This is a genomic window from Bradyrhizobium sp. MI1.3 (assembly GCF_055811695.1).
Genome location: NZ_JBVVPQ010000010.1, coordinates 90,059 through 112,082 on the forward strand (window position 1 = coordinate 90,059; position 22,024 = coordinate 112,082).

Below are 22,024 nucleotides of genomic sequence, written 5' to 3' on the forward strand. Positions count from 1 at the left end.
CGGGCGATCAAAGCAAGAGGAGAAAAAGATGCCAGGTGGTCATGGCAGCAAGACGCATTTCAGATCGGGCATGCACGGCAAGGGCGACGGCACCGGCGCCATGACGGACGTGTCCAAGGACAAGATCGGCGACAACATGGTCCTTTCGAACCGCGACAAGAAGCAGCATTCGGACATTCGCGGCATGGACGGCAAGTCGATCCAGACGGATCAATATCAGGATCACTCGGCCAACCGACTCGATGAGGAGCCGGGCAGCGACGAGACCTGAGAGCGGCGCTCCTTTCCGCTGAACTCGCGGACCGGTTTTCAGCCGGTCCGCTTTTTTGCCGGCCCGAGATCGCGCTCCCAGCCGAACACGGAGCGGCCGTCGAGATCGGGCGAGGCGGCACGCTCTCCGGCGATGAACGTATCGACCGATGGCCCGTGCGCGGTGCGCTCCAGCCGCCGCGCCTGGTCGTCGAGGCGCTTGATCGCCTGCATCTCTTCCTCGCGCCCGAGCTTTGCGTTCTGAATCGCTCCCTTCAGCACGCGAATGGTTTCGTCATAGACCTTGATTGGAACAGGGTAGGGATGCCGGTCCTTGCCGCCGTGGGCAAGCGAGAAGCGGGCGGGATCGTTGAAGCGGTAGGGCGCGCCGTGCACGACTTCGGCGACCATCGCCAGCGAACGCACCGTGCGCGCGCCAACGCCGGGCGTCAGCAGCAGCTCCGGAAAGTCGACCGGGCCGCGCTCGGCCGCGGCCGCGAGTGTGCCATGCAGGCGGCGCGCGAACACATCTTTTGGCCGGACGTCGTGATGCGCGGGCATGATCAGGTGCGGCAGCATCGCCTGCGCGGGCTCTGGCGCAGTCCCGGTGAGCCGCTCGAATTCGGAAAGAATGCGATCGGGGCCGAGATCACTCAACAGTTCGAGCTGCGCGGAGCGCGAGATATCAGCGCGATGGTCGGTGAGGTTGACGATCTCGCCTTGCAGCGGCCCGTCGATCGCGCTGTGCGGTGAGTCGACAAAACTCTTCAGTGCCTCGGAATGCCAATGATAACGGCGGGCCTGCCGCTTGTCGCCGTTCATGCCCTGCTGCACCACGGTCCATTTGGCGTCGGCGGTGACGAAGAATCCGTGCAGGTAGAGGTCAAAGCCGTCCTGGACCGCGGCGCTGTCAACCTTCGCAACGAGGCGACTCGCACGCGTGAGCATTGCGCCGTCGAAGCCGACGCGGTCGCCGAGCTGCATCAGTTCGTCCGGGGTCTTGCGCGAGTGCTGGCCGCGCCCGCCGCAGACGTAGATTCCGAGCTCATCCTGCAGCGGGCCCAAACCCCGCTTCAGCGCGCCAATCACCGACGTCGTGATGCCGGAGGAGTGCCAGTCCATTCCCATTACGGCGCCGAAGGACTGGAACCAGAACGGGTGCGAGAGCCGCTGGAGGAATGCATCGCGCCCGTAATGATGGACGATCGCCTGCGTGACGATCGCGCCGAGCGAAGACATGCGGGTGGCCAGCCAGGGTGGAACCCGGCCGGTGTGAAGGGGAAGATCGGCGCTGCCGGTCCGTCGAGTCATGATTGACCACAAATAGCGCAGTTCGGCGATGATTGCACCAGAGGGATGCTGCGTTGCACAGAGCGGGGGAGCGAACCACGCTGCGACGCGTTGAACGGCAAGCGCGAATGCAAATGCGGGGACTTTAATGAATCGGCAGACCCTTTTGGCCGACATCGACAGGATGTTCGGGTGGATACCGTCGTGGTTCGTCGGCCTGTGTCTGGTCGTTGGCGCGATCCTGATGGCCCTGTCGATCTACCGTCTCGCGGTTTGGCTGTTCAACCGCGCGTTCGGAACCCGTCTCCCGCTCCTGAGCGTGTTCATCGAACGCACGGCGGGCCCTGCTCAGCTGGCCGTCTGTCTTGCCGCCGTGGCGTTGGTGCTGCCGCTCGCGCCGCTGGACGACGCCTTCCGCACGCCGCTGACGCGCCTGTTCGTCGTTGCTTTCATCGCGCTGATCGGCTGGATCTCGATCCGGATCGTGGATATGAGCGCGGCACGGTATCTCCTGAACTTTCGCGACGTCACCGAGAATTTCGTCGCGCGCAAGCACGTCACCCAGGTCCGCGTCTTCAAGCGCGTAACCGATATCATCATCGTCATCATCACAGTGTCTACCGCGCTGATGACGTTCGACTCGGTCAGGCAATATGGCGTCAGCCTGTTCGCCTCCGCCGGTGCCGCAGGTATCATCGTCGGTCTTGCCGCCCGGCCGCTGCTGAGCAATCTGATCGCGGGCATGCAGATCGCGATCACACAGCCGATCCGCATCGAGGATGCCGTGATCATCGAGAACGAGTGGGGCTGGGTCGAGGACATCGCCTCGACCTATGTCGTGATCCGTCTGTGGGACTGGCGCCGCATGGTGGTGCCGCTGTCCTATTTCATCGAAAAACCATTCCAGAACTGGACCCGCGACACCGCGTCCCTGATCGGCGTGATCGCGCTCCACGTCGACTACCGCGCGGACGTTCCGCGGATCCGGCGCTGGCTGGAAGAAGCAGTGAAGGAATCCAAGCTCTGGGACGGCGAGGTGGTCAATCTCCAGGTGATCGACGCGGATGCTCGCACCATCGAGCTTCGCGCCCTCGTCAGCGCCAGGAACGCGCCACAGTCCTGGGACCTGCGCTGCGAGATGAGAGAGAAGCTCATCGCCTTCATCCGCGACGAGATGCCGGAAGCGCTGCCGCGCGAGCGCGCGATCCTGATCCCGTCGGGGGGAGGCGACGATGACGCCGATTTCGTGCGGCGTCCCGCGCCGCCGGAGAAGAGGCGGGCGAGCGCACGCAATTGACCTACTCGCGCGCCGCCTTCGTCGCGCCGCGCAAGCCCGCTCGCTGCTGGATCGTGTCGAGCGCGCCGGTCCTCATGCGAAGCACCTCATTGCGCGCGGATGTCGGCGGCCTTCAGCACCGGCTCCCATTTGGTCGCCTCGGCATGCATGTAGGCGTCGAAATCCTTGGAGGAGGAGCCGACCGGGGCTGCGCCGATCTTGCCGAGCGTCGACAGTACGTTCGAGTCCTGCAACGCCGCCTTCAGATCGGTTTCGAGCTTCGCCACGATCTCCGGCGGCATTTTCGCCGGGCCGAGAACGCCCCACCAGACGGAGACGTCGTAACCCGGCACACCCGACTCGGCGACGGTCGGAACATTGGGCAGCGCCTTGGAGCGTTCGGCCGAGGTTACTGCGAGCGCGCGCACCGGGCCGCCTTCGATCTGGCTGATGGCTTCTGCAAGTGGATTGATGCTGAGCGGGATGTCGCCGGCGATTACGGCGGTCAGCGCGGGGGCGCCGCCCTTGTAAGGGATCGCGACGATCTTGGTGCCGGACATATATTTCAATAGCTCACCGGCGAGATGCGCCGAGGTGCCGTTGCCCGACATGCCGTAGGAGAGCTTGTCAGGGTCCTTCTTCGCCGCAGCGAGGAGATCGCCGAGCGTCTTGTAGGGGCTGTCTTTGGCGACGACGATCGCGAGCGGCGAGGAAGCGACTTCGGTGATCGCGGTAAAATCCCTAAACGTGTCGTAGGGCACGCTCGGATAGATGAACTGATTGAGGGGATGACCGCTCGCGACCAGGATCAGCGTGTATCCGTCGGGGGCGGCTTGCGTCAGCGCCTGCGAGGCGACGATGCCGCCGGCGCCGGGACGGTTGTCGATCACCGGCTGCTGGCCCCAGGTTTTCGCCAATGCCTGTGCGAGCGTGCGCGCGAGCACGTCGACCGCGCCACCGGCGGCATAAGGGACAAGGATGTGAACCGGCTTGGTCGGATAGTTGTCGGCGGCCTCGGCGCCGCCGCCTCCCAGCAGCAGGCCGGCACCCAGCATCAAGCTGCCGATCTTCTTGTTCAAACCCAGCATTTCCAGCACTCCTTGCGGGCGTCTGCGCGCGGACCGTCGGTCTTTCGAGCCGTCCGGACGCCGCCCATGGTTCTTGTTGACGAGACCTGATCTTTTGTACGATAGTACAAATCACATGACGCGCAACCCCGCCAGCAAGGAAACGGCCCGCAAGCCGAACATGCGTGAGGCAATTCTCGCCGCGGCCGAGGAGCTGTTCGCCACCAACGGCTTCAACGCCGTGTCGGTGCGCGATATTGCACAGGCCGCCGGCGCCAATCCCGGCAGCGTCACCTATCATTTCAAGACAAAGGACGGCCTGCTGCTGGAGATCTACCGGCGCCATTGCGGGCCGATGAATTTGCGCCGTTCCGAGCTGCTCGCGGCCGCCAAGCGCGTGCGCGATCTCCAGGACCGGCTCGAAGCGGTGGTGCGGGCCTATGTCGTGCCGGCCTTCACCTCGGGCAGCGATCTTGCCGGGGGCGGAGCGCGGTTCACACGGCTGCGCGCGGTGATGTCTGCGGAGGGCAATGAGGTCGCGCGGAAAATCATCGCGCAGACGTTTGACGACACCAGCCACGCCTTCATCGACGCGATCCACGAAAGCCTGCCGCACGTTCCGCGCACCGACATCGTCTGGCGCAGCCACTTCCTGCTCGGCGCGCTCTACTACTCGCTGGTGACGCCGGATCGCGTCTCGCGCCTGTCGCGCGGCGAGGCCGACGGCAGCGATGCCGCAAGCGCCATCGAACAATTGGTGCAAGCCACCGTGGCCGCGTTCCAGGCGCCGGCGCTCGATCAGGCTGCACCGGCACGGCGACGACCGGTCGTCAGCAGCAAGACTTGAACACTCGGTCTCGTTCGGCGGTTTATCCGATGGCAATGATGTACACACCGACCATCCCGCCGCCCGATCCGAACACGCGCACGCCGAAGTTCAAGCTGCCGAAGCTGGCTTGCGATGCGCATTGCCACATCTTCGGGCCCGGCGCGACATACCCTTACGCGCCGGTCCGTTCCTACACGCCGCCCGATGCGCCGCTCGCCGATTTCCGCACGCTGCATGCCAAGCTCGGCGTCGAACGTGCCGTCATCGTCAATGCCAGTGTGCATGGCACCGATAACACGGTGGCGCTCGACGCCATCGCGCAGAGCAACGGCGCCTATCGCGCGGTTGCCAATATCGATGACACCATCACGGAGCGCGGGCTCCGCGTGCTGCACGAGGGCGGCTTCCGCGGCTGCCGCTTCAATTTCGTCCACCATCTCGGCGGCGTTCCCGACAAGCGTGTGTTCGACCGCATCGTCGCGATGGTCGCGCCGCTCGGCTGGCACATCGACCTGCATTTCGACGCGATCGATCTGCCTGAATATGCGGACATGCTGACAAGGCTGCCGCTGAGCTACACGATCGACCATATGGGACGGGTGAAGGCGTCCGAAGGGCTCGATCAGCTTCCGTTCAAGATCCTGATCGAGCTGATGCAGCGCGACGAGAAGTGTTGGGTCAAGATCTGCGGATCGGAGCGGGTGTCATCGGCCGGTCCGCCGTTCACCGACGCCGTGCCATTCGCGCGAAAGATCGTCGAGACCGCGCCCGACCGCGTCATCTGGGGCACCGATTGGCCACATCCCAACGTCAAGGCGATGCCGAACGACGGCGACCTCGTCGACCTGATCCCGCTGTTCGCGCCGGAGCCGGAGTATCAGCAGAAGATCCTCGTCGATAATCCAGCGCGCCTGTTCGAGTTCGACCAATGACGGCGCTGGCGATCGACAAGCCGCGTGGACGGGCCTGGTGGAAGGAGCTCTGGATCCAGGTGCTCATCGCCATGGCCGCCGGCGTCGCGCTTGGGATCGTCAATCCCGAGGCGGGCGCCAGGATGCAGCCTTTGGGCGACGCCTTCATCAAGGCGATCCGGATGCTGATCGCACCGATCATCTTCTGCACGGTCGTCCATAGCATTGCCCATATGGCCGACATGGCGCGGGTGGGCCGCGTCGCGGTCAAGGCGATCGTCTATTTCGAGATCATGACCACGATTGCGCTGATCATTGGCCTTGTTGCGGTGAACTTGCTCAAGCCCGGCGTCGGCATGAACATCGATCCAGCCACCATCAATGCCAGCGCGATCGAACCCTATGTCAAGCAGACCGGCGTGATCGGCTTCGTGCCGTTCCTGATGAACATCGTGCCCGCGACGTTCATTGGCGCCTTTGCCGAGGGCAACATCCTCCAGGTGCTCTTCATCGCCGTACTGTGCGGATTTGCGCTGGTGCAGCTCGGCGAGCGCGCCGCGCCGCTGGTCGATCTCATCGACATCGCCGCCAAAATGGTATTCACCGTCGTCGGCTTCGTGATGTGGGCCGCGCCGATCGGCGCCTTCGGCGCCATCGCTTTCACGGTCGGCAAGTTCGGCGTGGGATCGCTGGCCTCGCTCGGCAAGCTGCTGGGCGGCTTTTATCTCACCTGCATGATCTTCATCGTCGTGGCGCTCGGTCCCGTCGCGCGGCTGTGCGGCTTCTCGCTGCTCAAGCTGATCCGCTACATCTGGGAAGAGCTGCTGATCTGCATCGCCACGACGTCGTCCGAGACAGTGCTGCCGCGGATGCTGACCAAGCTGGAGCAGGCCGGCTGCGAGCGCAGTGTCGTCGGCCTCGTAATCCCGACCGGCTATTCCTTCAATCTCGACGGCACCTGTCTCTACCTCGCCGCCGCCTCGGTGTTCCTGGCGCAGGCGACCAACACGCCGCTCGGGCTCACCGAACAGATCGAGCTGCTTTTGATCCTGCTCGTGACTTCCAAGGGCGCGGCGGGCATCGCGGGCGCCGCCTTTGTCGTGCTGGCGGCAACGCTGTCCGCCACCGGCAGCATTCCGGTGACGAGCGTGGCGCTCGTGCTCGGCATCCACCGCCTGATGTCGCAGGGGTTGACGCCGACCAATCTGATCGGGAACGCGGTCGCGACGATCGCGATTGCCAAATGGGAAGGCGCGCTCGATCACGAGCGCCTGCGACGGGTGCTCGACGGCGAGGAGCCCGCGGCCGCGGCTCGATGAATTTATGACGTTGACGAACAGAAGAGAGGAGTTTGTCCCATGAAAACAGGTCTCGTGATCACGGCCCATCCGGGCGATTTCGTCTGGCGCGCTGGAGGTGCCATCGCGCTGCATGCGAAGAAGGGCTATCGCATGAAGATCGTCTGCTTGTCCTTCGGCGAGCGCGGCGAGAGCCAGTTCGCCTGGAAGGAGAAGGGCGCGACGCTGGAATCGGTCAAAGCCGGCCGCAAGGATGAGGCGGAGCGCGCTGCAAAACTGCTCGGCGCCGAGATCGAGTTCTTCGATTGCGGCGACTATCCGCTGAAGCTGACGGAAGCGCATTTCGACCGCATGGTCGACATCTACCGCGAGCTCAATCCAAGCTTCGTGCTGACGCATGCGCTGGAGGACCCCTATAATTTCGACCATCCGAACGCGGCGCATTTCGCGCAGGAAACCCGCGTGGTCGCGCAGGCGATGGGCCACAAGCCCGGCGCGGAGTACAAATACTCTGCACCGCCGGTGTTTCTGTTCGAGCCGCACCAGCCGGAGCAATGCAATTACAAGCCGGACCTGCTCCTCAAGATCGACGAGGTCTGGAAGGAGAAGTACGAGGCGTTCCAGGTCCTCGCTGCGCAGAAGCATCTATGGGGCTATTACGAGCGCGTCGCGCTCAACCGCGGCGTCCAGGGCAGCCGTAACACCGGCGTGCCGATGACCTATGGCGAGGCCTATCAGCGCCTGTTCCCGACGGTAGCGGAGGAGCTGGCATGAAGCCCGTCGTCGTTCGTAACATCAAGCGCGCCGATCCCGCCGCCATGGCGGAGTACGGCGTCTCGACCGTGCACGAGGCCTATGGCCGGCTCGGCCTGATGAAGCCGTATTTGCGGCCGGTCTGGGCTGGCGCCGCGATTGCCGGCCCCGCCGTCACTGTGCTGGCGCAACCCGGCGACAACTGGATGATTCATGTCGCGGTCGAGCAGTGCAGGAAGGGCGACATTCTCGTCGTCGGCTGCACCACCGACAACACCGACGGCATGTTCGGCGAGCTGCTCGCAACCTCGCTGCAGGCGCGCGGCGTGCAGGGGCTGATTATCGATGCCGGCTGCCGCGACGTCAAAGCGCTGCACGAGATGAACTTTCCAGTGTGGTCGCGCGCGGTCTCGGCGAAGGGCACGGTGAAGGCGACGCTTGGCTCGGTCAATGTCCCCGTGGTCTGCGCCGGCGTCAACGTCGATCCCGGCGACATCGTCGTGGCCGATGACGACGGCGTCGTGGTCGTGCCGAAGCGCTACGCAGCCGAGGTCGCCGAGAAGGCGAAGAAGCGCAACGCCGACGAAGGCGGCAAGCGCAAGCGGCTGGCTTCGGGCGAGCTGGGCCTCGACATGTACAGCATGCGTGAGGCCTTGGCGAAAGCGGGGCTCGTTTACGTCGACGATCCCGAGGATGTCTGAGCGTAGTATTTTTTGAGCATGATCTATTCGGAAAACCGCTTCACACTTTTCCGGATCATGCTCTCGAGAAGCGGAGTGGGCCGATGGATCGTCTCAAGCTGAAGGCCGTGCTCGGCAGTCACCGCCATGTCGAGGCGGTGAAGAGCGGCGAGCTCCGCTCCGACCGCTTCGACCTCGACTTTATCGAATACACGCCGACCAACACTGCGTTCAAACCGATGGTGCGCGAGCAGGCCTTCGACGTCTGCGAGATGGCAATCGTCACCTATCTGATGGCGAAGGCGCATGGCAAGCCGCTGGTGCTGCTGCCTGCAGCCATGCTCGGCCGCTTTCAGCACTCCTACGCGCTCTATAATCCTGCGCGTGGAACGCTTGGGCCGTCCGATCTGGAAGGCAAGCGCATCGGCATCCGCTCCTTCACGACCACGACCGGAGCCTGGATCAGGGGCATCCTCGCCAACGACTACGGCGTCAACCTCGGCAAGATCCGCTGGGTCACCTTCGAGGATCCGCACGTCGCCGAATATGTCGACACCACCGAGCGCGCGCCGAAGGGCAAGAAGATCTTGCAGATGCTGCTCGACGGCGAGCTCGACGCCGTCCTCGGTGAGGCCTCGAGCGATCCGAAACTGAGGCCGCTGTTCCCCGATCCGGCCGCGGAAGCCGCCATATGGTACGCGCGCCGCAGCGTGGTCCCGGTCAACCATCTCGTGGTCGTGACCGAGCAGCTGGCGAAATCGCGTCCTGACGTGGTTTCGGGCGTCTATGATCTGCTCAAGCAAAACAAGGCGCAGGCGGGGCCTGCGGCAACGCCGGACCTTGTTCCGTTCGGAATCGAAGCGAACAGAAGGTCGCTGGAGCTGATCGTCGACTACGCGTTCCAGCAGGCGCTGATCCCGCGCCGCTATGCTGTCGAGGAGCTGTTCGACGCAACAACACGAGGACTGAACTGATGGCGGGCGATCCCAGGCGATGGCAGATCGGACTGGTCGGTTACGGCGAGGTCGGCAGGATCCTGGCCGAGGATTTGCGCCAGCAGGACATCACGGTCACAGCCTTTGACATCAAGCTCGGGGGCGAGCAGGGCGCACCGCTGATGGAGCATGCGGCGAAATTCGGTGTGGCGCTGGCGGTGTCTCACGCCGAGCTGGCCGCGAAGTCCGATTTCATCATCTCCGCGGTCACGGCGAGCCAGGCCGTGCCGGTGGCAGAGGCCTGCGCGGCCGCGATCAATCAAGGCACCTGGTTCCTGGATTTCAATTCGGCGTCTCCCGGCGCCAAGCAGTGCGCTGCCGCGCTGATCGATGGGGCCGCCGGACGTTATGTCGAGGGCGCGGTGATGACGTCGGTGCCGCCTTATCGCATCAAGGTGCCGTTGCTGCTCGGTGGTCCCGACGCCAGGGAACTCGAGCCGCTCTTGAACGCGATCGGTTTTGCGGCAAAGGTTGCGAGCGACAAGCTCGGGGTTTCCTCGGCGGTGAAGATGTGTCGCAGCATCATGATCAAGGGCCTGGAAGCCATGGTGATCGAGAGCTTCACCACCGCGCGCGCCTATGGCGTCGAGGATGCGGTACTGGCTTCGCTGGCGGAAACCTTTCCCACGATCGATTGGGAGAAGCAGGGCGCTTATTGCTTCCAGCGCGTGATCGAGCATGGCCGCCGCCGCGCCGAGGAAGTACGCGAGGTCGCCGAGACCGTGCGTGAAGCGGGGCTGACGCCGTGGTCCGCGCAGGGCACCGCCGAGCGGCAGGCCTGGGTGGCGGACCTCGCCGATGAGGGCCTGTTCGGAACGAAAGGCACCAAGGAGTTCGCCTGCAGCGCTGATTGGCGCACCGAGGCGGACCGAATCCTGGCGAAGATCAATCGCGAGAGCTAGGGCGGCTCCTGCTCAGGACTTTGCCGTGCGACTGCCGGTGAGCTCGTCGCGGGCGCGTTCGATCAACGCCATCAGGTCTTCCGTCTTGCGGGCCAGCCGATCATTCGCGGCTTCGGTCCGGAATTCTGCGCGGATCGATCGAATACACTTGTCGGCGGTATCGAGCGTCAGGAGCATGCGCGTTAGTTCATCCTGTGTCCGGACGCCCGCCAGATCGAGGTCCGACAGGACGTGCCCGATGCCGTCGAGCCGCTTCACCGCGGCCTCGCTGGGCGTTCTCGCTCGATTGGATTGGTGCTCGATGCCGCTGAATGCGCTGAACATGTCGATGCTTCCCCGTTGAATGCAGACATCAGTGCCGATCCTACTATGACGGGCACCGCGGGACTTGCAATGCGCGCAGCTATCGAGAATCAGCAAGAATCTACTATCCGGGAATCTACCGGATTCGGAATTGCGGAACGATGGGCGGTAACATCGAACGGAAGCTGCGGGGGAATCAGACGCCCTTCAATGCAGATATGCATTGAGAGCGGATCAGGAACCAGGGCGAAATAGAGTGGGCCGTTGCCGTGCAAAAGTCTGTCGGCCGCTCTTGAAGCCCATCACGATATCCGGCAGCTCGGCGATGGCGAAGCGGCTGTCTTGCGTGTCGAGCACAACGAGATCGGCCGGATTCCCAACCTCGATGCCGTAATCCCCGAGGTTCATCAGCCGCGCCGGCAGCTCGGTCACGAGATCAAGGCAGGTATCGAAGTCGTTGACCGAGGCATGCGCGACGTTGGCGTAGAAATTCGCCATTCGCAGCAGTGAGGCATCACCGAACGGCGTGAAGGGATTGAGCACGTTGTTGGTCGCGATCGAGCACAGCACGCCGTCGCCGGCGAGCTTGTGGACGAGCGTCAGCCCGCGTGGCACGTTGTGGGTCGCCTCGCGCCCCATCAAATAGAGATCGGTTGCCGGCAGCACGGTGACGGCTACGCCGGCCTTCTCCAGTTGCGCAGTGGCGGCCCTCAGCCGCTCCGGTGGCAGTGCGGAGAGCTTCGTCGCATGGCCGATTGCCACGCGGCCCCCGTAGTTGCGCCGCTCGGTCTGCCGGCAGACCTCGTCGAGGTGCCACCAGGAGGGATTGAGATCAAAATCGAGATGGAGATCGACGTCCACGTCGAACGCCTCGGCGAGGTCGAAGATGCGTGCGAGATGGGCGTTCGGATCGGTGTCCGTGTAAGGACAGCCGCCGATCACCGCGCCCCCGTCGCGCAGCGCCTGGATCAGAAGCTCCTCGCTGCCGGGATCGTTGGTGAGGCCTTCCTGCGGAAAGACACAGAGCGACAGGTCGATCGCCCAGGCATAGTCACGCTTCAGCGCCTTCACCGCCTCGAAGCCGCGCAAGCCGATGCGCGGATCGATCTCGACGTGGGTTCGCATGCGCGTGGTGCCGTGGACGATGGCACGTTCGAGCACCCGGGCGCCGCGCGCGTAGACGTCCTCGACCGAGAAATCCTTCTTCATCCCGGAGACGGCGCGGATCGCTTCGGAGACGCTGCCGTGATCATGCCCGCAGCGGCCTAGCAGGCAGGCTTTATCGAGATGGATGTGGCTGTCGACGAAGCCGGGCAGGGCGAGACGCCCGCCGACATCGACCTCAACGGCCTCGCAGGCGAGCGTCGGTTCGATGGCGGTGATCCGGCCGCGCGTGACGCCGATGTCCATCGGGTCGGCGGCACCACGCAGCAAGGCGTTGCGAAAGATGAGCTCAAAGGCGGGTTGCGTTGTCATGGCTCTTGGGGAAGGAATTTAGTGCATTCGGCCGCGTTTGGCGGCTCCAGATTGTCGGCAGTGTAGCGACGGAAATGTTCAAAATATATGCACGTATTCCCCGAGAGCGGCGTTAGTATTCCGCAACCCGGGAGAATGAGCCATGTCCGCTACCGCAAAAGCCGAAGCCGGTCCGTCGTCCGACGCCGAGATCGTTGAAGCCTATCTCACGGCGTCGATGATCCCCGATCCGGACGCCGCGGCGGCCTATATGGCGCCGGGCACGGTGATCACCTTTACCGGCGGGCGCGAGTTCGATCATCCGCGGGGCCCGGCCGGGTTCAACGCCAAGCGCTACCGCTGGGTCAAGAAGAAGATGGATCGGTTCGACGTCTGCCCCGGCGACGGCGAGACCGTGGTCTATAGTGTCGGCACGCTCTACGGCGAATGGAAAGATGGGACCTCATTCGAGGGCAACCGCTACGTCGACCGCTTCGTGGTGCGGAATGGCCAGATCACCAAGATGGATGTCTGGAACGACAGCGCCGAGCGCATCCTGGTCCAGCGCGGTATCGATGCGTAAGCGCCATCCTGGCGCTTGAGCTGCCCTGACTCCACAGAGACAAACGGCCGGTCACCATATCGCAAGCCGCGATAGCTGGTAGACGCAAGCTCGTCTGGCGGCTGCCGCGCCCCTGCGTTATCAACGGTGCGATTGCTGCGCCCGGCATGGAGGCGCGAGCCTCCTCGAGGAGTTCCCAATGCGTTTACCCACTGTTGTCCTGGCCTTCACATGCCTTGCAACTGCCGCCTCCGCCGAAGACCTGTCGGGTACGCTTCAGAAAGTCAAAGAGACCAAGAAGATCACGCTGGGCTATCAGGAGGCTTCGGTCCCGTTCAGCTATCTCGATGGCAACCAGAAGCCGGTCGGCTTTGCCATGGATATCTGCCTTAGAATCGTGGATGCCGTAAAGAAGCAGCTCGGCATGCCCGACATCGCGGTCGACACTCTCGCCGTGACGTCGTCGAACCGGATTCCGCTGATGGTCAACGGGACGCTCGACCTGCATTGCTCGGCGACCACCAACAATGCCGATCGCCAGAAGCAGGTCGCCTTCACCAACACGCACTTCCTCAGCGCAACGCGATTTGCGGCCAAGAAAGCCGCAAAGATCAACACCATCGACGATCTCAAGGGCAAAGCGGTGACCGCGGTGGCCGGCTCGGTCAATTTGACGCAGCTCGCCAAGGTCAACACCGAGCGCAATCTCGGCATCAACGTGATGCCGGCCAAGGACCAGGCCGAGGCCTTCCTGTTGCTGGAAACCGACCGCGCCCAGGCCTACGCGCTCGACGACGTGCAGCTCGCGGTCGCGATCGCGCGCTCGAAGGAGCCGCAGCTGTTCATGATCAGCGAGGAGACGTTCTCGAAGCCCGAGCCTTACGGGATCATGCTGCGGCGGGAGGACGCGCCGTTCAAGGCGCTCGCCGACCGCGCGACTGCAGAGCTATACGCCAGCCAGGAGATCGAGGTCCTCTACAAGAAGTGGCTGGAATCGCCGACGCCGCCGAACGGCCTCAACTACAACGTCCCGATGTCGGGCGCCTTGCGCAACGCCTTCAAGAAGCCGAGCTCCAGCTTCGATCCGGATGTGTACGTGGTCAACTGAGGCGAGGGCGCCAAGGCGCTGGTTGCAATCGGCTGCGTGTCATTGTGCCCTCGCCCCTTGCAGGAGAGGGCATCTCCGCTGGTGGACGCAGACTCGCTCGGGTGAGGGGTCTGTCTCCGCGGATAGATACCTCTCGTCCGGCGCTTCGCGCCACCTTCTCCCGCAAGGGGAGAAGGGAAGATGGCACTGTGCTTCCGGCGAGTGCAGTGTTTTACGCGTTCGAATATTTCTTCAGCTCGAACCGCGCGATCTGGTTCCTGTGGACCTCGTCCGGGCCGTCGGCGAGACGCAGCAAGCGCGCGGTCGCGTAGGCCTGCGTCAATCCGAAATCGTTCGACGTGCCGCCGCCGCCATGGGCCTGGATCGCCCAGTCGATGATCTGGCAGGCCATGTTGGGCACAGCGACCTTGATCATCGCGATCTCGGCTTTCGCCACCTTGTTGCCGACGGTATCCATCGCGTGGGCGGCGTTGAGCGTCAGCAACCGGGCCTGCTCGATCATGATGCGGGCTTCAGCGATTCGCTCCTGCGTCACCGTCTGCTCGGAAATCGGCCTGCCGAAGGCGACGCGGCTGCGCACCCGGCGGCACACCTTCTCCAGTGTGCGCTCGGAGAGCCCGATCAGCCGCATGCAATGGTGGATGCGGCCAGGGCCGAGGCGTCCCTGCGCGATCTCGAAACCGCGGCCCTCGCCGAGCAGCATGTTCTCCTTGGGCACGCGCACATCGGTGAAGACGACCTCGGAGGCGCGATCGGGCACGCCGTAGAAGCCGAACACGGGCAGGGGACGCTTGACCTCGACGCCCGCTGTGTCCATCGGCACCAGGATCATGGATTGCTGCTTGTGGCGGTCCGCATTGTCGGGATCAGTCTTGCCCATGAAGATGCAGATCTTGCAGCGCGGGTCGGTCGCATTGGTGGTGTACCATTTGCGGCCGTTGATGACGTAATGATCGCCGTCGCGGACGATCGAGCTTTCGATGTTGGTCGCATCGGATGAGGCGACGGCAGGCTCGGTCATGGCGAAGCAGGAGCGGATTTCGCCTGCGAGCAACGGCTTCAGCCAGCGCTCCTTGTCGTTCTCCGCGCCATAGCGCTCCAGCACCTCCATGTTGCCGGTATCGGGCGCCGAACAGTTGAAGACTTCGGGCGCGAGATGCGAGCGGCCCATGACCTCGCAGAGCGGGGCATATTCGAGGTTGGTGAGGCCCGCACCGTAGCCGGAGTCCGGCAGGAACAGATTCCAGAGGCCTTCAGCGCGCGCCAGCGGCTTCAGCTCCTCGACGACCGGATAGACCTTCCAGGGGCCCAGCTCCTCCGCCTCGCGATAAAAACGTTCCTCGTTCGGATAGATGTGCCGGTCCATGAAACTTTCGAGCCTGCGCTTGAGCTCAACGATTTTGGGGGACATCGAGTAGAGCATCTTTGGTCTCCTCAATCGATGGACAGGCCGGTGCGCAATCGGCTCAGGCGACGCGATACTCTTTGAATTTCTCGCGCAGCGCGGATTTGAGCACCTTGCCGGTGCCGGTCATCGGGAACTCGTCCATGAACTCGACGGCGTCGGGCATCCACCAGCTCGCGATCTTGGGGCGCATGTGGTCGAGTAGCGTCTTGCCGTCGACGGTCGTGCCCTTCTTGCGGACGACGAGGAGCAGAGGCCGCTCCTGCCATTTCTCATGGTTGATCGCGACCACGGCGGCTTGCAGCACATCGGGGTGAGACAAGGCGACGTCCTCGAGCTGGATCGAGGAGATCCATTCGCCTCCGGACTTGATTACATCCTTGGAGCGGTCGGTCAGCGTGACGTGGCCCTGTGGGTCGATCACGGCCATGTCGCCGGTGATCAGCCAGCCGTCGCGGTCGAGGCCTTCTTCGAGTTTCATGTAGCCGGACGCAACCCACGGTCCCCGCGCGCGCAGATGGCCGACGCTCTTGCCGTCGCGCGGCAGCTCGTTGCCGCCGTCGTCGACGATGCGCAAGGCGGTGCCGAAACAGGCGCGGCCGGACACCTGGCGGCGGTCGAACCTCTCCTTGTCGTCGAGATGCTCGGAGCCCGGCCGCAGGCCAGGCATCGAGCAGCCCAAGGCTTCGGTCATGCCCCAGGCCTGGATGTAGTCGATGTCATACTCACGCTTGAGCTTCTCGACCATCGCGCGCGGCGGCGCCGAGCCAGACGACAATGTTGCACGAAGTGTCGAGAACCTGTTGCCGGTGCGCCCTAACCAGTCGAGCAGGATCAGCCAGAAGCTTGGCACGCCCGCCGACAGCGTCACCTTCTCGCCTTCGAGCAATTCGTAGAGCTTGTCCGGCTCGTAATTGCGGCCGGGCAGCACCAGCTTCGAGCCGGTATAGGGCGCGGTGAACGGCATGTTCCAACCGTTGCCGTGGAACAGCGGCGCCATCGGCATCATCACCTCGCGCACGCCTTCCAGGTGCCCGGGCAGGAAGTCGAAATTGCAGGAGACCATGGTCTGCAGGATCGCGGCGCGGTGCGAATAGATTACGCCCTTCGGATTGCCGGTGGTGCCGGAGGTGTAGCAGATCGTGGACGCCGACTTTTCGTCGAACTCCGGCCAGACGAAGCCGGCGTCGTGCTCGTTCTCCAGCAGGTCCTCGTAGCAATGGACGTTGGCAAGCCTGGTCTCCGGCATCCGCTCGCGCGAGGACATCACGACATAGGCTTCGATCGATGTGAGCTGCGGCGCGATTGCCTCCACGATCGGCAGCGTGGCGCGGTCGATGAACAGCAGGCGGTCCTCGGCGTGATTGACGATGTAGACGAGTTGTTCGGGAAACAGCCGCGGGTTGACGGTGTGCAACACGTAGCCCATGCCCGGCGCGGCATAGAACATCTCGAAGTGACGGTGCGTATTCCAGGCCAGCGTGCCGACCCTATCGCCGGGCATCATGCCGAGCCTCTTGAGGGCCAATGCCATGCGCTTGATGCGCGGATGGGCGTCGGCATAGGTGTAGCGATGGATGTCGCCCTCGATCTCGCGGGCGACGACCTCGGCCTCGCCGTGATAATCGGCCGCATACTGGATCAGGCCGCTGATCAGGAGCGGCATGTCCATCATCAATCCCTGCATCGTCTCCTCCGGACCGCCATGTCGTTGCATGGCGTGCGCTTGTGATGTGCGCTTGAGGTTAGCGGAACGCCACGCGACGTTCACGTAAAAAGCGAGGGACGTGATTGCATGCGTCTCTTTTTCAGGGCTAAGTGATGCGAGCTGCCGGCGAAGCAGTTTCCGCCCCGGAGGAAATGAATGTCAGCGGAAAGACACAAGACCGGTGCAGCCGGCGAATCTACACTCGACATTGACGCACTCCGTGCGCGCTATCGCGACGAGCGCGATCGGCGCCTGCGCGCCGAAGGCAAGGCGCAATATGTCGAGATGACCGGCGAGTTCGGGCGCTATCTCGACGATCCCTGGGCCAATTCCGGATTCGCGCGCGAGGCCGTCAGCGAACAGAACGAGGTGCTCATCGTCGGCGGCGGCTTCGGCGGCCTTCTGTGTGGCGCGCGACTGCGCGAAGCCGGCATCGATGATTTCCGGGTCGTGGAAAAGGCCGCCGATTTCGGCGGCACCTGGTACTGGAATCGCTACCCTGGTGCGGCCTGCGATACCGAGAGCTACATTTACTTGCCGTTGCTGGAAGAGACCGGCTACATGCCGGTGCGCAAATATGCGCGAGCACCCGAGATCTACGAACATTCGCGCCGCATCGGCCGTCACTTCGGCCTCTATGAGCGCGCTCTGTTTCAGACCGTCATCACGCGCATGGAATGGCAGGAGTACGAGGCACGCTGGCTGGTCGAGACCGATCGCGGTGATTGCATCCGCGCGCGCTTCGTCATCCTCGCTGGCGGCCCGTTGAGCCGTCCGAAGCTGCCGGGTATTCCCGGCATCGAAAGCTTCAGAGGACACAGCTTCCACACCAGCCGCTGGGATTACGCCTACACCGGAGGCACGGCCGAAGGTGGTCTGACCGGTCTTGGCGACAAGCGCGTCGGGATCATTGGCACCGGCGCCACCGCCGTGCAATGCGTGCCGCATCTCGGCCGCTCGGCCAAGGAGCTCTACGTCTTCCAACGTACGCCGTCGGCGATCGGCGTGCGCGACGACCGCCCGACGGATCAGAGCTGGGCGCAGGGGCTCAGGCCTGGCTGGCAGCGCGAACGCATGGACAATTTCACCGCCGTGATCTCGGGCGAGCCATTCGAACAGGATCTGGTGCAGGACGGCTGGACCGGCCTGCTCGGCGAGATCCTGCTGGCGCCGCGCCGCCAGCCCCAGCCGGTGACCTCGATCGAGGAGGCGCTCAAGGTCATCGAGCAGGCTGATTATCGCAAGATGGAAGAGATCCGGGCGCGCGTCGATGCGATCGTCAAGGATGAGATGACTGCTTCGGCGTTAAAGCCCTGGTACAAGGCCTTCTGCAAGCGGCCGTGTTTCCACGACGAATATCTCGACACGTTCAATCGTCCCAATGTGCATCTCGTCGATACCAGGGGACAGGGCGTCGATCGCATCACCGAGAATGCCGTCGTGGTCGACGGCCACGCCTACGAACTCGACTGCCTGATCTATGCCAGCGGTTTCGAAGTCGGTACCGATTACGCCCGTCGTATGGGCTTCGAGATTTATGGACGCGATGGCACGCGCCTGTCCGAGCGCTGGCGCGACGGCGTCAAGACGATGCATGGCTTCTACAGCCGCGGCTTCCCGAACTGCTTCCTGATCGTCATGGTGCAGGCCGGCCAGAGCGCCAACTTTCCGCACATCATCGACGAGCAGTCGCAGCACATCGCCTATGTGATCGCCGAGGCGCGCAAGCGCAAAGCGCGGACGCTGGAGCCGACGCTCGATGCCGAGAACGCCTGGGTCGAGGAGGTGGTCAAAGCCGCGCTCGGCCGCCAGACCTATCTCGCTGAATGCACGCCCGGCTACTACAACAATGAAGGCGTGTTCGATCCGATCGCGGCGAGAAACAGCCAGTATTGGCGCGGGCCGGTGGCATTCCTGCGGCTGCTCGACAAGTGGCGCAAGGAGGGCAATTTGGATGGACTGGAACTGTCGTATGATCACGCCATGGAGTCGGCGCCTTCGTCCGGGTAAACTCGGGCATTGGATCGCGCCAGAGAGAGGACATTAGACATGATCAGGGGCAGAACTGTAGCTGCGGCGGTTTTCGGGGCGATGACGCTGCTCGGCTGCCTGGCGCCCGCCGCCCACGCCGCGCAATGCGGCAGCTCGTCGGCCGGCTTCGAGACCTGGAAGCGCGAGTTCAGTGCGGAAGCGCAGGGCAAGGGCATCGGCCAGACCGCGCTCACGGCGCTGATGCAGACCAATTACGCGAGTGCCACCATCGCGGCCGACCGCGGCCAGCGCAGCTTCTCGCTGTCGCTCGACCAGTTCCTCGCCAAGCGCGGCGCCACCACCATCGTCGCCAAGGGGCGTCAGCTCAAGAACTCGCAGGCCGCCTTGTTCGCCTCGATCCAGCAGCGCTATGGCGTCCCGCCGGGGCCGCTGATCGCGATCTGGGGCATGGAGACCGGATTCGGCAGCCAGCGCGGCAACCAGAACATGCTCTCCTCGATTGCGACGCTCGCCTATGACTGCCGCCGTCCCGAATTCTTCACCGAGCAGCTCTATGCGGCGCTGAAGCTGATCGATCGCGGCACGCTGTCGGGGGCAACCCGCGGCTCGATGCACGGCGAAGTCGGTCAGACCCAGTTCATGCCCAAGAACATCCTGGCCTACGGCACCGGCAATCTCGAAGTTGCCGCCAATGCGCTCAACTCGACAGCGAATTTCCTGAAAGCCCATGGCTGGCGTGCCGGAGCGGGTTACCAGCCGGGCGAGCCGAATTTCGCCGCCATCGAAGCCTGGAATGCCGCCGGCGTTTATCAGAAGGCGATCGCCCTGATGGGACGGCAGATCGATGAGGGCGGAGGTACGGCCGCCTCGCGCTGACCAGAGCCCCGTGGCGCGTTTTCCTCAGGCGAACCGGCATCCACTTCGCTTGGACACGCTCCTGCTCAGCAAGGCGTGATGCGCGGGCAAGAGAAAGTTGTTGCCAACTGGAACCGACGGCACGAGGTTTGCTTTGATCGAACAGGGCTGGGCATGAGGAGACTCAACATGGCAACCCAGATCGTGATGGACCAGACTGGCGACACGCGCCACGAGTTTGATCCTGGCAATGCCGAAGCGCTGGCGCGGGCCGAACGGCGCTTTCGGGAGTTGACCGGAGCGGGCTTCACCGCCGCGCTGCGAACCGGACCTGGCGAAGTCACCCGGATCCGATCGTTTGACCCGACCGCGCAGGAAACGCTGTTCTATCCCCGCCTGGTCGGCGGTTGATCTGAGCTGCTCATGATCGCGGCAGTCTGGCTCCGCGCGCCGGCGCGTGCGCGTTTGCATGCGCTACGCGAACTCTATCGGCGCTTCTTCGGCGAGAACACGCCGGATGCCCGGGGTCGCCGGCTCCTGGCCGAATGGCTGTCACCGGCGCAGCGCGCGCAATTCGAGCAGTACCGGCATTTCGATGTCGTCGGCTGCGATACCGGCAAGACATATCGCATCCATTATGGCACCGCCGCAAATGTCCATGAGATCGACGCGGCCGGAAATGCGACGATGGGGTGGTGCTTCGTCCCGTCAGGCTTTCTCGTCCCCGGCGACGTCATGCTCGCACAGAAGATCGCGCTCGAGACCGACGAAAGGGGAGCTCTCGCGCTCGCTAACAGGTTTCCGCCGGCAACACATTCGGAGCACTTCTACCGGCGGCCGTTCTAGGGTGGGCCTATCAGTGCCTATCAGTAATGTGTGGTGCGATAGGCATCTACCGCGTGCGCTGCAAAAACGCCGACGCTGCAAAGCGCAAGCAAGGCCGAGATCAGTTCGATCATAGCTCGTCCTCCTGCCGCGGTAGGGCGACGAGGTGCTGACAGCAGGAGTAATCCCAGATCAGGTCGAGGAAGAATTGCATGATGGCCGTCCCTGTATGATTTTGACAACTAGATAACCGACCATCTGTTTCAGGCGTGTTTCGTCGCATCTGGAAACGGGTTTCTTGGGGGAGTCCTAGGCTAGTTTGTGCGCTGCGGAGCCGCTACATCCCGCTCTTGCTCAACCCCGTTAGCCGCGAGGCGGCGCATCACATTGCGAGGCGAAATCATGGCGCAGGTCGAGTGGTTCGACGATCTCACCATTGGAATGCAGTTCAAATCCCCCGAAATTCACGTCACCGAGGCCGACATCAAGCGGTTCGCGGCCGAGTTCGATCCGCAGCCGATGCATCTCGACCATGAAGCCGCCAAGCGGACCCTGTTCAGGGGTCTCGCTGCCTCGGGATGGCACACCGCCGCGATTGCCATGAGCCTCGCGATCCAGACCCGCCCCTTCGGCCCGCATCCGCTGATCGGCGCCGGCGTCGACGGGCTGCGCTGGACCATCCCGGTACGGCCCGATGACCGCCTGCATCTGGTCGGGGAGGTCATCAGCCTCACGCCGTCGAAGTCGAAGCCGCAGGGCATCGCGCTGGTGAAATGGACGATGTTCAACCAGAACGGCGAGGAGGTTTACACCTTCACCCCGATCGCGATCGTGCCGCGGCGGGAGTAGGGCAGGGTCGGCGCCCTACGCAGCCGCCAGAAGCCCTTGCGGGTCACCGGCAGAGGTGGTCATCTCGGTCCGGGGAACACGCTGGAGGCTGACATGAAACGATCTCTTCTCGCCGCCGGGTTGCTGACCGGCGCCTTGAGCGCAGTCGCTTTGACCGCAAGACCGGTGCAGGCGCAACAATCCAAAGTCGGCGACTGGACCATCGAGAAGCGCACGCAGGACGCACATTGCAATGCGAGCCGCGGCTACAAGGACAAGGAAGACGAGAACCGGGACTACGTCATCGTCATCACCTATTCCGAGAAGGCGATCGTCATCGTCATGATCTATGACGGCTGGGAGTGGGACAAGGTGGGCGAGATCCTCCGAGCCGATGTCGGAACCGATGACGCCGATATCATGAAGAAGGCCAAGTGGGAGGTCATGGACAAGACCACCGTGCGCGGCATTTTCGAATACGATCAGTCCATGATGGACCGGCTGTCCAGGGCCAAGCGTCTCTCGCTCGATTTCGAGGACGATGACGACGACAGCATCGAGATACAGGTGCCGCGTGCCGGTGAAGCGCTGGCGGCGCTGAAATTCTGCGAGGAGAATCGCAAGTAGGTTGCCGGGGCCGGATGCGAGGCCGGCGGGATCGGTGGCGACAGGGTTCTGCGGCGCGACCGGCGCCTGACGCATCGCACACGTGACTCATCGCACACAGTCCGCG

At 63.7% G+C, this 22,024-nt stretch carries 23 protein-coding genes; 17 read left to right on the top strand and 6 right to left on the bottom strand.

Annotated features, from left to right (window positions below; all coding sequences use genetic code 11):
* The first annotated feature begins 28 nt into the window (after positions 1-28).
* Positions 29-271, top strand: coding sequence for a hypothetical protein (locus AC0L3A_RS09830; RefSeq protein ID WP_007592431.1), 243 nt, complete (start codon positions 29-31; stop codon positions 269-271).
* Between the two features lie 38 nt (positions 272-309).
* On the opposite strand, the gene AC0L3A_RS09835 is transcribed toward AC0L3A_RS09830, so the two are convergent.
* Positions 310-1,560 (bottom strand): DUF763 domain-containing protein, encoded by a 1,251-nt coding sequence (locus tag AC0L3A_RS09835; protein WP_007592429.1) that lies wholly within the window; start codon positions 1,558-1,560, stop codon positions 310-312.
* 127 nt (positions 1,561-1,687) lie between these two features.
* Here AC0L3A_RS09835 and AC0L3A_RS09840 point away from each other — a divergent pair, with 127 nt between their 5' ends.
* On the top strand, positions 1,688-2,836 hold the full coding sequence (locus tag AC0L3A_RS09840) for a mechanosensitive ion channel family protein (RefSeq protein ID WP_007592428.1): 1,149 nt from the start codon (positions 1,688-1,690) through the stop codon (positions 2,834-2,836).
* A gap of 86 nt (positions 2,837-2,922) precedes the next feature.
* Here AC0L3A_RS09840 and AC0L3A_RS09845 read toward each other — a convergent pair whose 3' ends face one another.
* Complete coding sequence (locus AC0L3A_RS09845; protein WP_473254257.1) at positions 2,923-3,903, bottom strand: tripartite tricarboxylate transporter substrate binding protein; 981 nt, start codon at positions 3,901-3,903, stop codon at positions 2,923-2,925.
* 115 nt (positions 3,904-4,018) lie between these two features.
* Between AC0L3A_RS09845 and AC0L3A_RS09850 the strand changes: the two genes are divergently transcribed.
* The 7 genes from AC0L3A_RS09850 to AC0L3A_RS09880 all read left to right on the top strand — a co-directional run bounded on the left by AC0L3A_RS09850 (position 4,019) and on the right by AC0L3A_RS09880 (position 10,250).
* On the top strand, positions 4,019-4,729 hold the full coding sequence (locus tag AC0L3A_RS09850) for a TetR/AcrR family transcriptional regulator (protein WP_219682583.1): 711 nt from the start codon (positions 4,019-4,021) through the stop codon (positions 4,727-4,729).
* Positions 4,730-4,758: 29 nt separating this feature from the next.
* Positions 4,759-5,643: an amidohydrolase family protein gene (locus AC0L3A_RS09855; RefSeq protein ID WP_219682584.1), complete on the top strand. Its 885-nt coding sequence runs from the start codon at positions 4,759-4,761 to the stop codon at positions 5,641-5,643.
* Entirely contained in the window at positions 5,640-6,941 is a 1,302-nt protein-coding gene (gene dctA, locus AC0L3A_RS09860; protein ID WP_473254258.1) for a C4-dicarboxylate transporter DctA, read from the top strand. The genes AC0L3A_RS09855 and dctA overlap by 4 nt, the downstream gene beginning before the upstream one ends.
* Before the next feature lie 39 nt (positions 6,942-6,980).
* Entirely contained in the window at positions 6,981-7,694 is a 714-nt protein-coding gene (locus AC0L3A_RS09865) for a PIG-L deacetylase family protein (protein WP_473254260.1), read from the top strand.
* Positions 7,691-8,374 (top strand): 4-carboxy-4-hydroxy-2-oxoadipate aldolase/oxaloacetate decarboxylase, encoded by a 684-nt coding sequence (locus tag AC0L3A_RS09870; RefSeq protein ID WP_007592418.1) that lies wholly within the window; start codon positions 7,691-7,693, stop codon positions 8,372-8,374. Before AC0L3A_RS09865 ends, AC0L3A_RS09870 begins: the two co-directional genes overlap by 4 nt.
* 83 nt (positions 8,375-8,457) lie before the next feature.
* A complete protein-coding gene (locus AC0L3A_RS09875; RefSeq protein WP_007592417.1) occupies positions 8,458-9,327 on the top strand; it encodes a substrate-binding domain-containing protein in 870 nt (289 codons plus the stop codon).
* Positions 9,327-10,250: a DUF1932 domain-containing protein gene (locus AC0L3A_RS09880; protein ID WP_007592414.1), complete on the top strand. Its 924-nt coding sequence runs from the start codon at positions 9,327-9,329 to the stop codon at positions 10,248-10,250. The genes AC0L3A_RS09875 and AC0L3A_RS09880 overlap by 1 nt, the downstream gene beginning before the upstream one ends.
* Before the next feature lie 12 nt (positions 10,251-10,262).
* On the opposite strand, the gene AC0L3A_RS09885 is transcribed toward AC0L3A_RS09880, so the two are convergent.
* Together AC0L3A_RS09885 and AC0L3A_RS09890 are read right to left on the bottom strand one after the other, a co-directional pair.
* Positions 10,263-10,574, bottom strand: a complete 312-nt coding sequence (locus AC0L3A_RS09885; RefSeq protein WP_007592412.1) for a hypothetical protein — start codon at positions 10,572-10,574, stop codon at positions 10,263-10,265.
* Positions 10,575-10,787: 213 nt separating this feature from the next.
* Complete coding sequence (locus AC0L3A_RS09890) at positions 10,788-12,029, bottom strand: amidohydrolase family protein (RefSeq protein ID WP_473254261.1); 1,242 nt, start codon at positions 12,027-12,029, stop codon at positions 10,788-10,790.
* Between the two features lie 142 nt (positions 12,030-12,171).
* Here AC0L3A_RS09890 and AC0L3A_RS09895 point away from each other — a divergent pair, with 142 nt between their 5' ends.
* Both AC0L3A_RS09895 and AC0L3A_RS09900 read left to right on the top strand, forming a co-directional pair.
* Entirely contained in the window at positions 12,172-12,591 is a 420-nt protein-coding gene (locus AC0L3A_RS09895) for a nuclear transport factor 2 family protein (protein ID WP_007592408.1), read from the top strand.
* 178 nt (positions 12,592-12,769) lie between these two features.
* Entirely contained in the window at positions 12,770-13,678 is a 909-nt protein-coding gene (locus AC0L3A_RS09900) for an amino acid ABC transporter substrate-binding protein (protein ID WP_007592406.1), read from the top strand.
* Between the two features lie 211 nt (positions 13,679-13,889).
* Here the strand turns inward: AC0L3A_RS09900 and AC0L3A_RS09905 are convergent, their stop codons facing one another.
* Both AC0L3A_RS09905 and AC0L3A_RS09910 read right to left on the bottom strand, forming a co-directional pair.
* Complete coding sequence (locus AC0L3A_RS09905; protein WP_473254262.1) at positions 13,890-15,101, bottom strand: acyl-CoA dehydrogenase family protein; 1,212 nt, start codon at positions 15,099-15,101, stop codon at positions 13,890-13,892.
* A gap of 43 nt (positions 15,102-15,144) precedes the next feature.
* Positions 15,145-16,770 carry a long-chain fatty acid--CoA ligase gene (locus tag AC0L3A_RS09910; RefSeq protein ID WP_473254263.1) on the bottom strand — a complete coding sequence of 542 codons (1,626 nt, stop codon included), beginning with the start codon at positions 16,768-16,770 and terminating at the stop codon, positions 15,145-15,147.
* A gap of 177 nt (positions 16,771-16,947) precedes the next feature.
* Here AC0L3A_RS09910 and AC0L3A_RS09915 point away from each other — a divergent pair, with 177 nt between their 5' ends.
* The 6 genes from AC0L3A_RS09915 to AC0L3A_RS09940 all read left to right on the top strand — a co-directional run bounded on the left by AC0L3A_RS09915 (position 16,948) and on the right by AC0L3A_RS09940 (position 21,918).
* A complete protein-coding gene (locus AC0L3A_RS09915) occupies positions 16,948-18,801 on the top strand; it encodes a flavin-containing monooxygenase (protein ID WP_007592403.1) in 1,854 nt (617 codons plus the stop codon).
* A 39-nt stretch (positions 18,802-18,840) separates the two neighbouring features.
* Positions 18,841-19,659, top strand: a complete 819-nt coding sequence (locus AC0L3A_RS09920; protein ID WP_473254264.1) for a lytic murein transglycosylase — start codon at positions 18,841-18,843, stop codon at positions 19,657-19,659.
* A 168-nt stretch (positions 19,660-19,827) separates the two neighbouring features.
* Complete coding sequence (locus tag AC0L3A_RS09925; protein ID WP_007592399.1) at positions 19,828-20,049, top strand: hypothetical protein; 222 nt, start codon at positions 19,828-19,830, stop codon at positions 20,047-20,049.
* A gap of 12 nt (positions 20,050-20,061) precedes the next feature.
* Positions 20,062-20,484 carry a hypothetical protein gene (locus AC0L3A_RS09930; protein ID WP_007592397.1) on the top strand — a complete coding sequence of 141 codons (423 nt, stop codon included), beginning with the start codon at positions 20,062-20,064 and terminating at the stop codon, positions 20,482-20,484.
* A gap of 381 nt (positions 20,485-20,865) precedes the next feature.
* On the top strand, positions 20,866-21,312 hold the full coding sequence (locus AC0L3A_RS09935; protein WP_473254265.1) for a MaoC family dehydratase: 447 nt from the start codon (positions 20,866-20,868) through the stop codon (positions 21,310-21,312).
* Positions 21,313-21,405: 93 nt separating this feature from the next.
* Positions 21,406-21,918: a hypothetical protein gene (locus AC0L3A_RS09940; protein ID WP_007592391.1), complete on the top strand. Its 513-nt coding sequence runs from the start codon at positions 21,406-21,408 to the stop codon at positions 21,916-21,918.
* Positions 21,919-22,024: the final 106 nt, after the last annotated feature.

What these genes read in the sequence shown, in the direction of transcription:
- AC0L3A_RS09905 (WP_473254262.1), bottom strand. Translation starts at nt 15,101, where the DNA reads ATGCTCTACTCGATGTCCCCCAAAATCGTTGAGCTCAAGCGCAGGCTC.
- AC0L3A_RS09880 (WP_007592414.1), top strand. Translation starts at nt 9,327, where the DNA reads ATGGCGGGCGATCCCAGGCGATGGCAGATCGGACTGGTCGGTTACGGC.
- AC0L3A_RS09875 (WP_007592417.1), top strand. Translation starts at nt 8,458, where the DNA reads ATGGATCGTCTCAAGCTGAAGGCCGTGCTCGGCAGTCACCGCCATGTC.
- AC0L3A_RS09910 (WP_473254263.1), bottom strand. Translation starts at nt 16,770, where the DNA reads ATGCAGGGATTGATGATGGACATGCCGCTCCTGATCAGCGGCCTGATC.
- dctA (WP_473254258.1), top strand. Translation starts at nt 5,640, where the DNA reads ATGACGGCGCTGGCGATCGACAAGCCGCGTGGACGGGCCTGGTGGAAG.
- AC0L3A_RS09855 (WP_219682584.1), top strand. Translation starts at nt 4,759, where the DNA reads ATGGCAATGATGTACACACCGACCATCCCGCCGCCCGATCCGAACACG.
- AC0L3A_RS09870 (WP_007592418.1), top strand. Translation starts at nt 7,691, where the DNA reads ATGAAGCCCGTCGTCGTTCGTAACATCAAGCGCGCCGATCCCGCCGCC.
- AC0L3A_RS09940 (WP_007592391.1), top strand. Translation starts at nt 21,406, where the DNA reads ATGAAACGATCTCTTCTCGCCGCCGGGTTGCTGACCGGCGCCTTGAGC.
- AC0L3A_RS09925 (WP_007592399.1), top strand. Translation starts at nt 19,828, where the DNA reads ATGGCAACCCAGATCGTGATGGACCAGACTGGCGACACGCGCCACGAG.
- AC0L3A_RS09840 (WP_007592428.1), top strand. Translation starts at nt 1,688, where the DNA reads ATGAATCGGCAGACCCTTTTGGCCGACATCGACAGGATGTTCGGGTGG.
- AC0L3A_RS09850 (WP_219682583.1), top strand. Translation starts at nt 4,019, where the DNA reads ATGACGCGCAACCCCGCCAGCAAGGAAACGGCCCGCAAGCCGAACATG.
- AC0L3A_RS09900 (WP_007592406.1), top strand. Translation starts at nt 12,770, where the DNA reads ATGCGTTTACCCACTGTTGTCCTGGCCTTCACATGCCTTGCAACTGCC.
- AC0L3A_RS09845 (WP_473254257.1), bottom strand. Translation starts at nt 3,903, where the DNA reads ATGCTGGGTTTGAACAAGAAGATCGGCAGCTTGATGCTGGGTGCCGGC.
- AC0L3A_RS09930 (WP_007592397.1), top strand. Translation starts at nt 20,062, where the DNA reads ATGATCGCGGCAGTCTGGCTCCGCGCGCCGGCGCGTGCGCGTTTGCAT.
- AC0L3A_RS09915 (WP_007592403.1), top strand. Translation starts at nt 16,948, where the DNA reads ATGTCAGCGGAAAGACACAAGACCGGTGCAGCCGGCGAATCTACACTC.
- AC0L3A_RS09935 (WP_473254265.1), top strand. Translation starts at nt 20,866, where the DNA reads ATGGCGCAGGTCGAGTGGTTCGACGATCTCACCATTGGAATGCAGTTC.
- AC0L3A_RS09895 (WP_007592408.1), top strand. Translation starts at nt 12,172, where the DNA reads ATGTCCGCTACCGCAAAAGCCGAAGCCGGTCCGTCGTCCGACGCCGAG.
- AC0L3A_RS09835 (WP_007592429.1), bottom strand. Translation starts at nt 1,560, where the DNA reads ATGACTCGACGGACCGGCAGCGCCGATCTTCCCCTTCACACCGGCCGG.
- AC0L3A_RS09890 (WP_473254261.1), bottom strand. Translation starts at nt 12,029, where the DNA reads ATGACAACGCAACCCGCCTTTGAGCTCATCTTTCGCAACGCCTTGCTG.
- AC0L3A_RS09865 (WP_473254260.1), top strand. Translation starts at nt 6,981, where the DNA reads ATGAAAACAGGTCTCGTGATCACGGCCCATCCGGGCGATTTCGTCTGG.
- AC0L3A_RS09920 (WP_473254264.1), top strand. Translation starts at nt 18,841, where the DNA reads ATGATCAGGGGCAGAACTGTAGCTGCGGCGGTTTTCGGGGCGATGACG.
- AC0L3A_RS09885 (WP_007592412.1), bottom strand. Translation starts at nt 10,574, where the DNA reads ATGTTCAGCGCATTCAGCGGCATCGAGCACCAATCCAATCGAGCGAGA.
- AC0L3A_RS09830 (WP_007592431.1), top strand. Translation starts at nt 29, where the DNA reads ATGCCAGGTGGTCATGGCAGCAAGACGCATTTCAGATCGGGCATGCAC.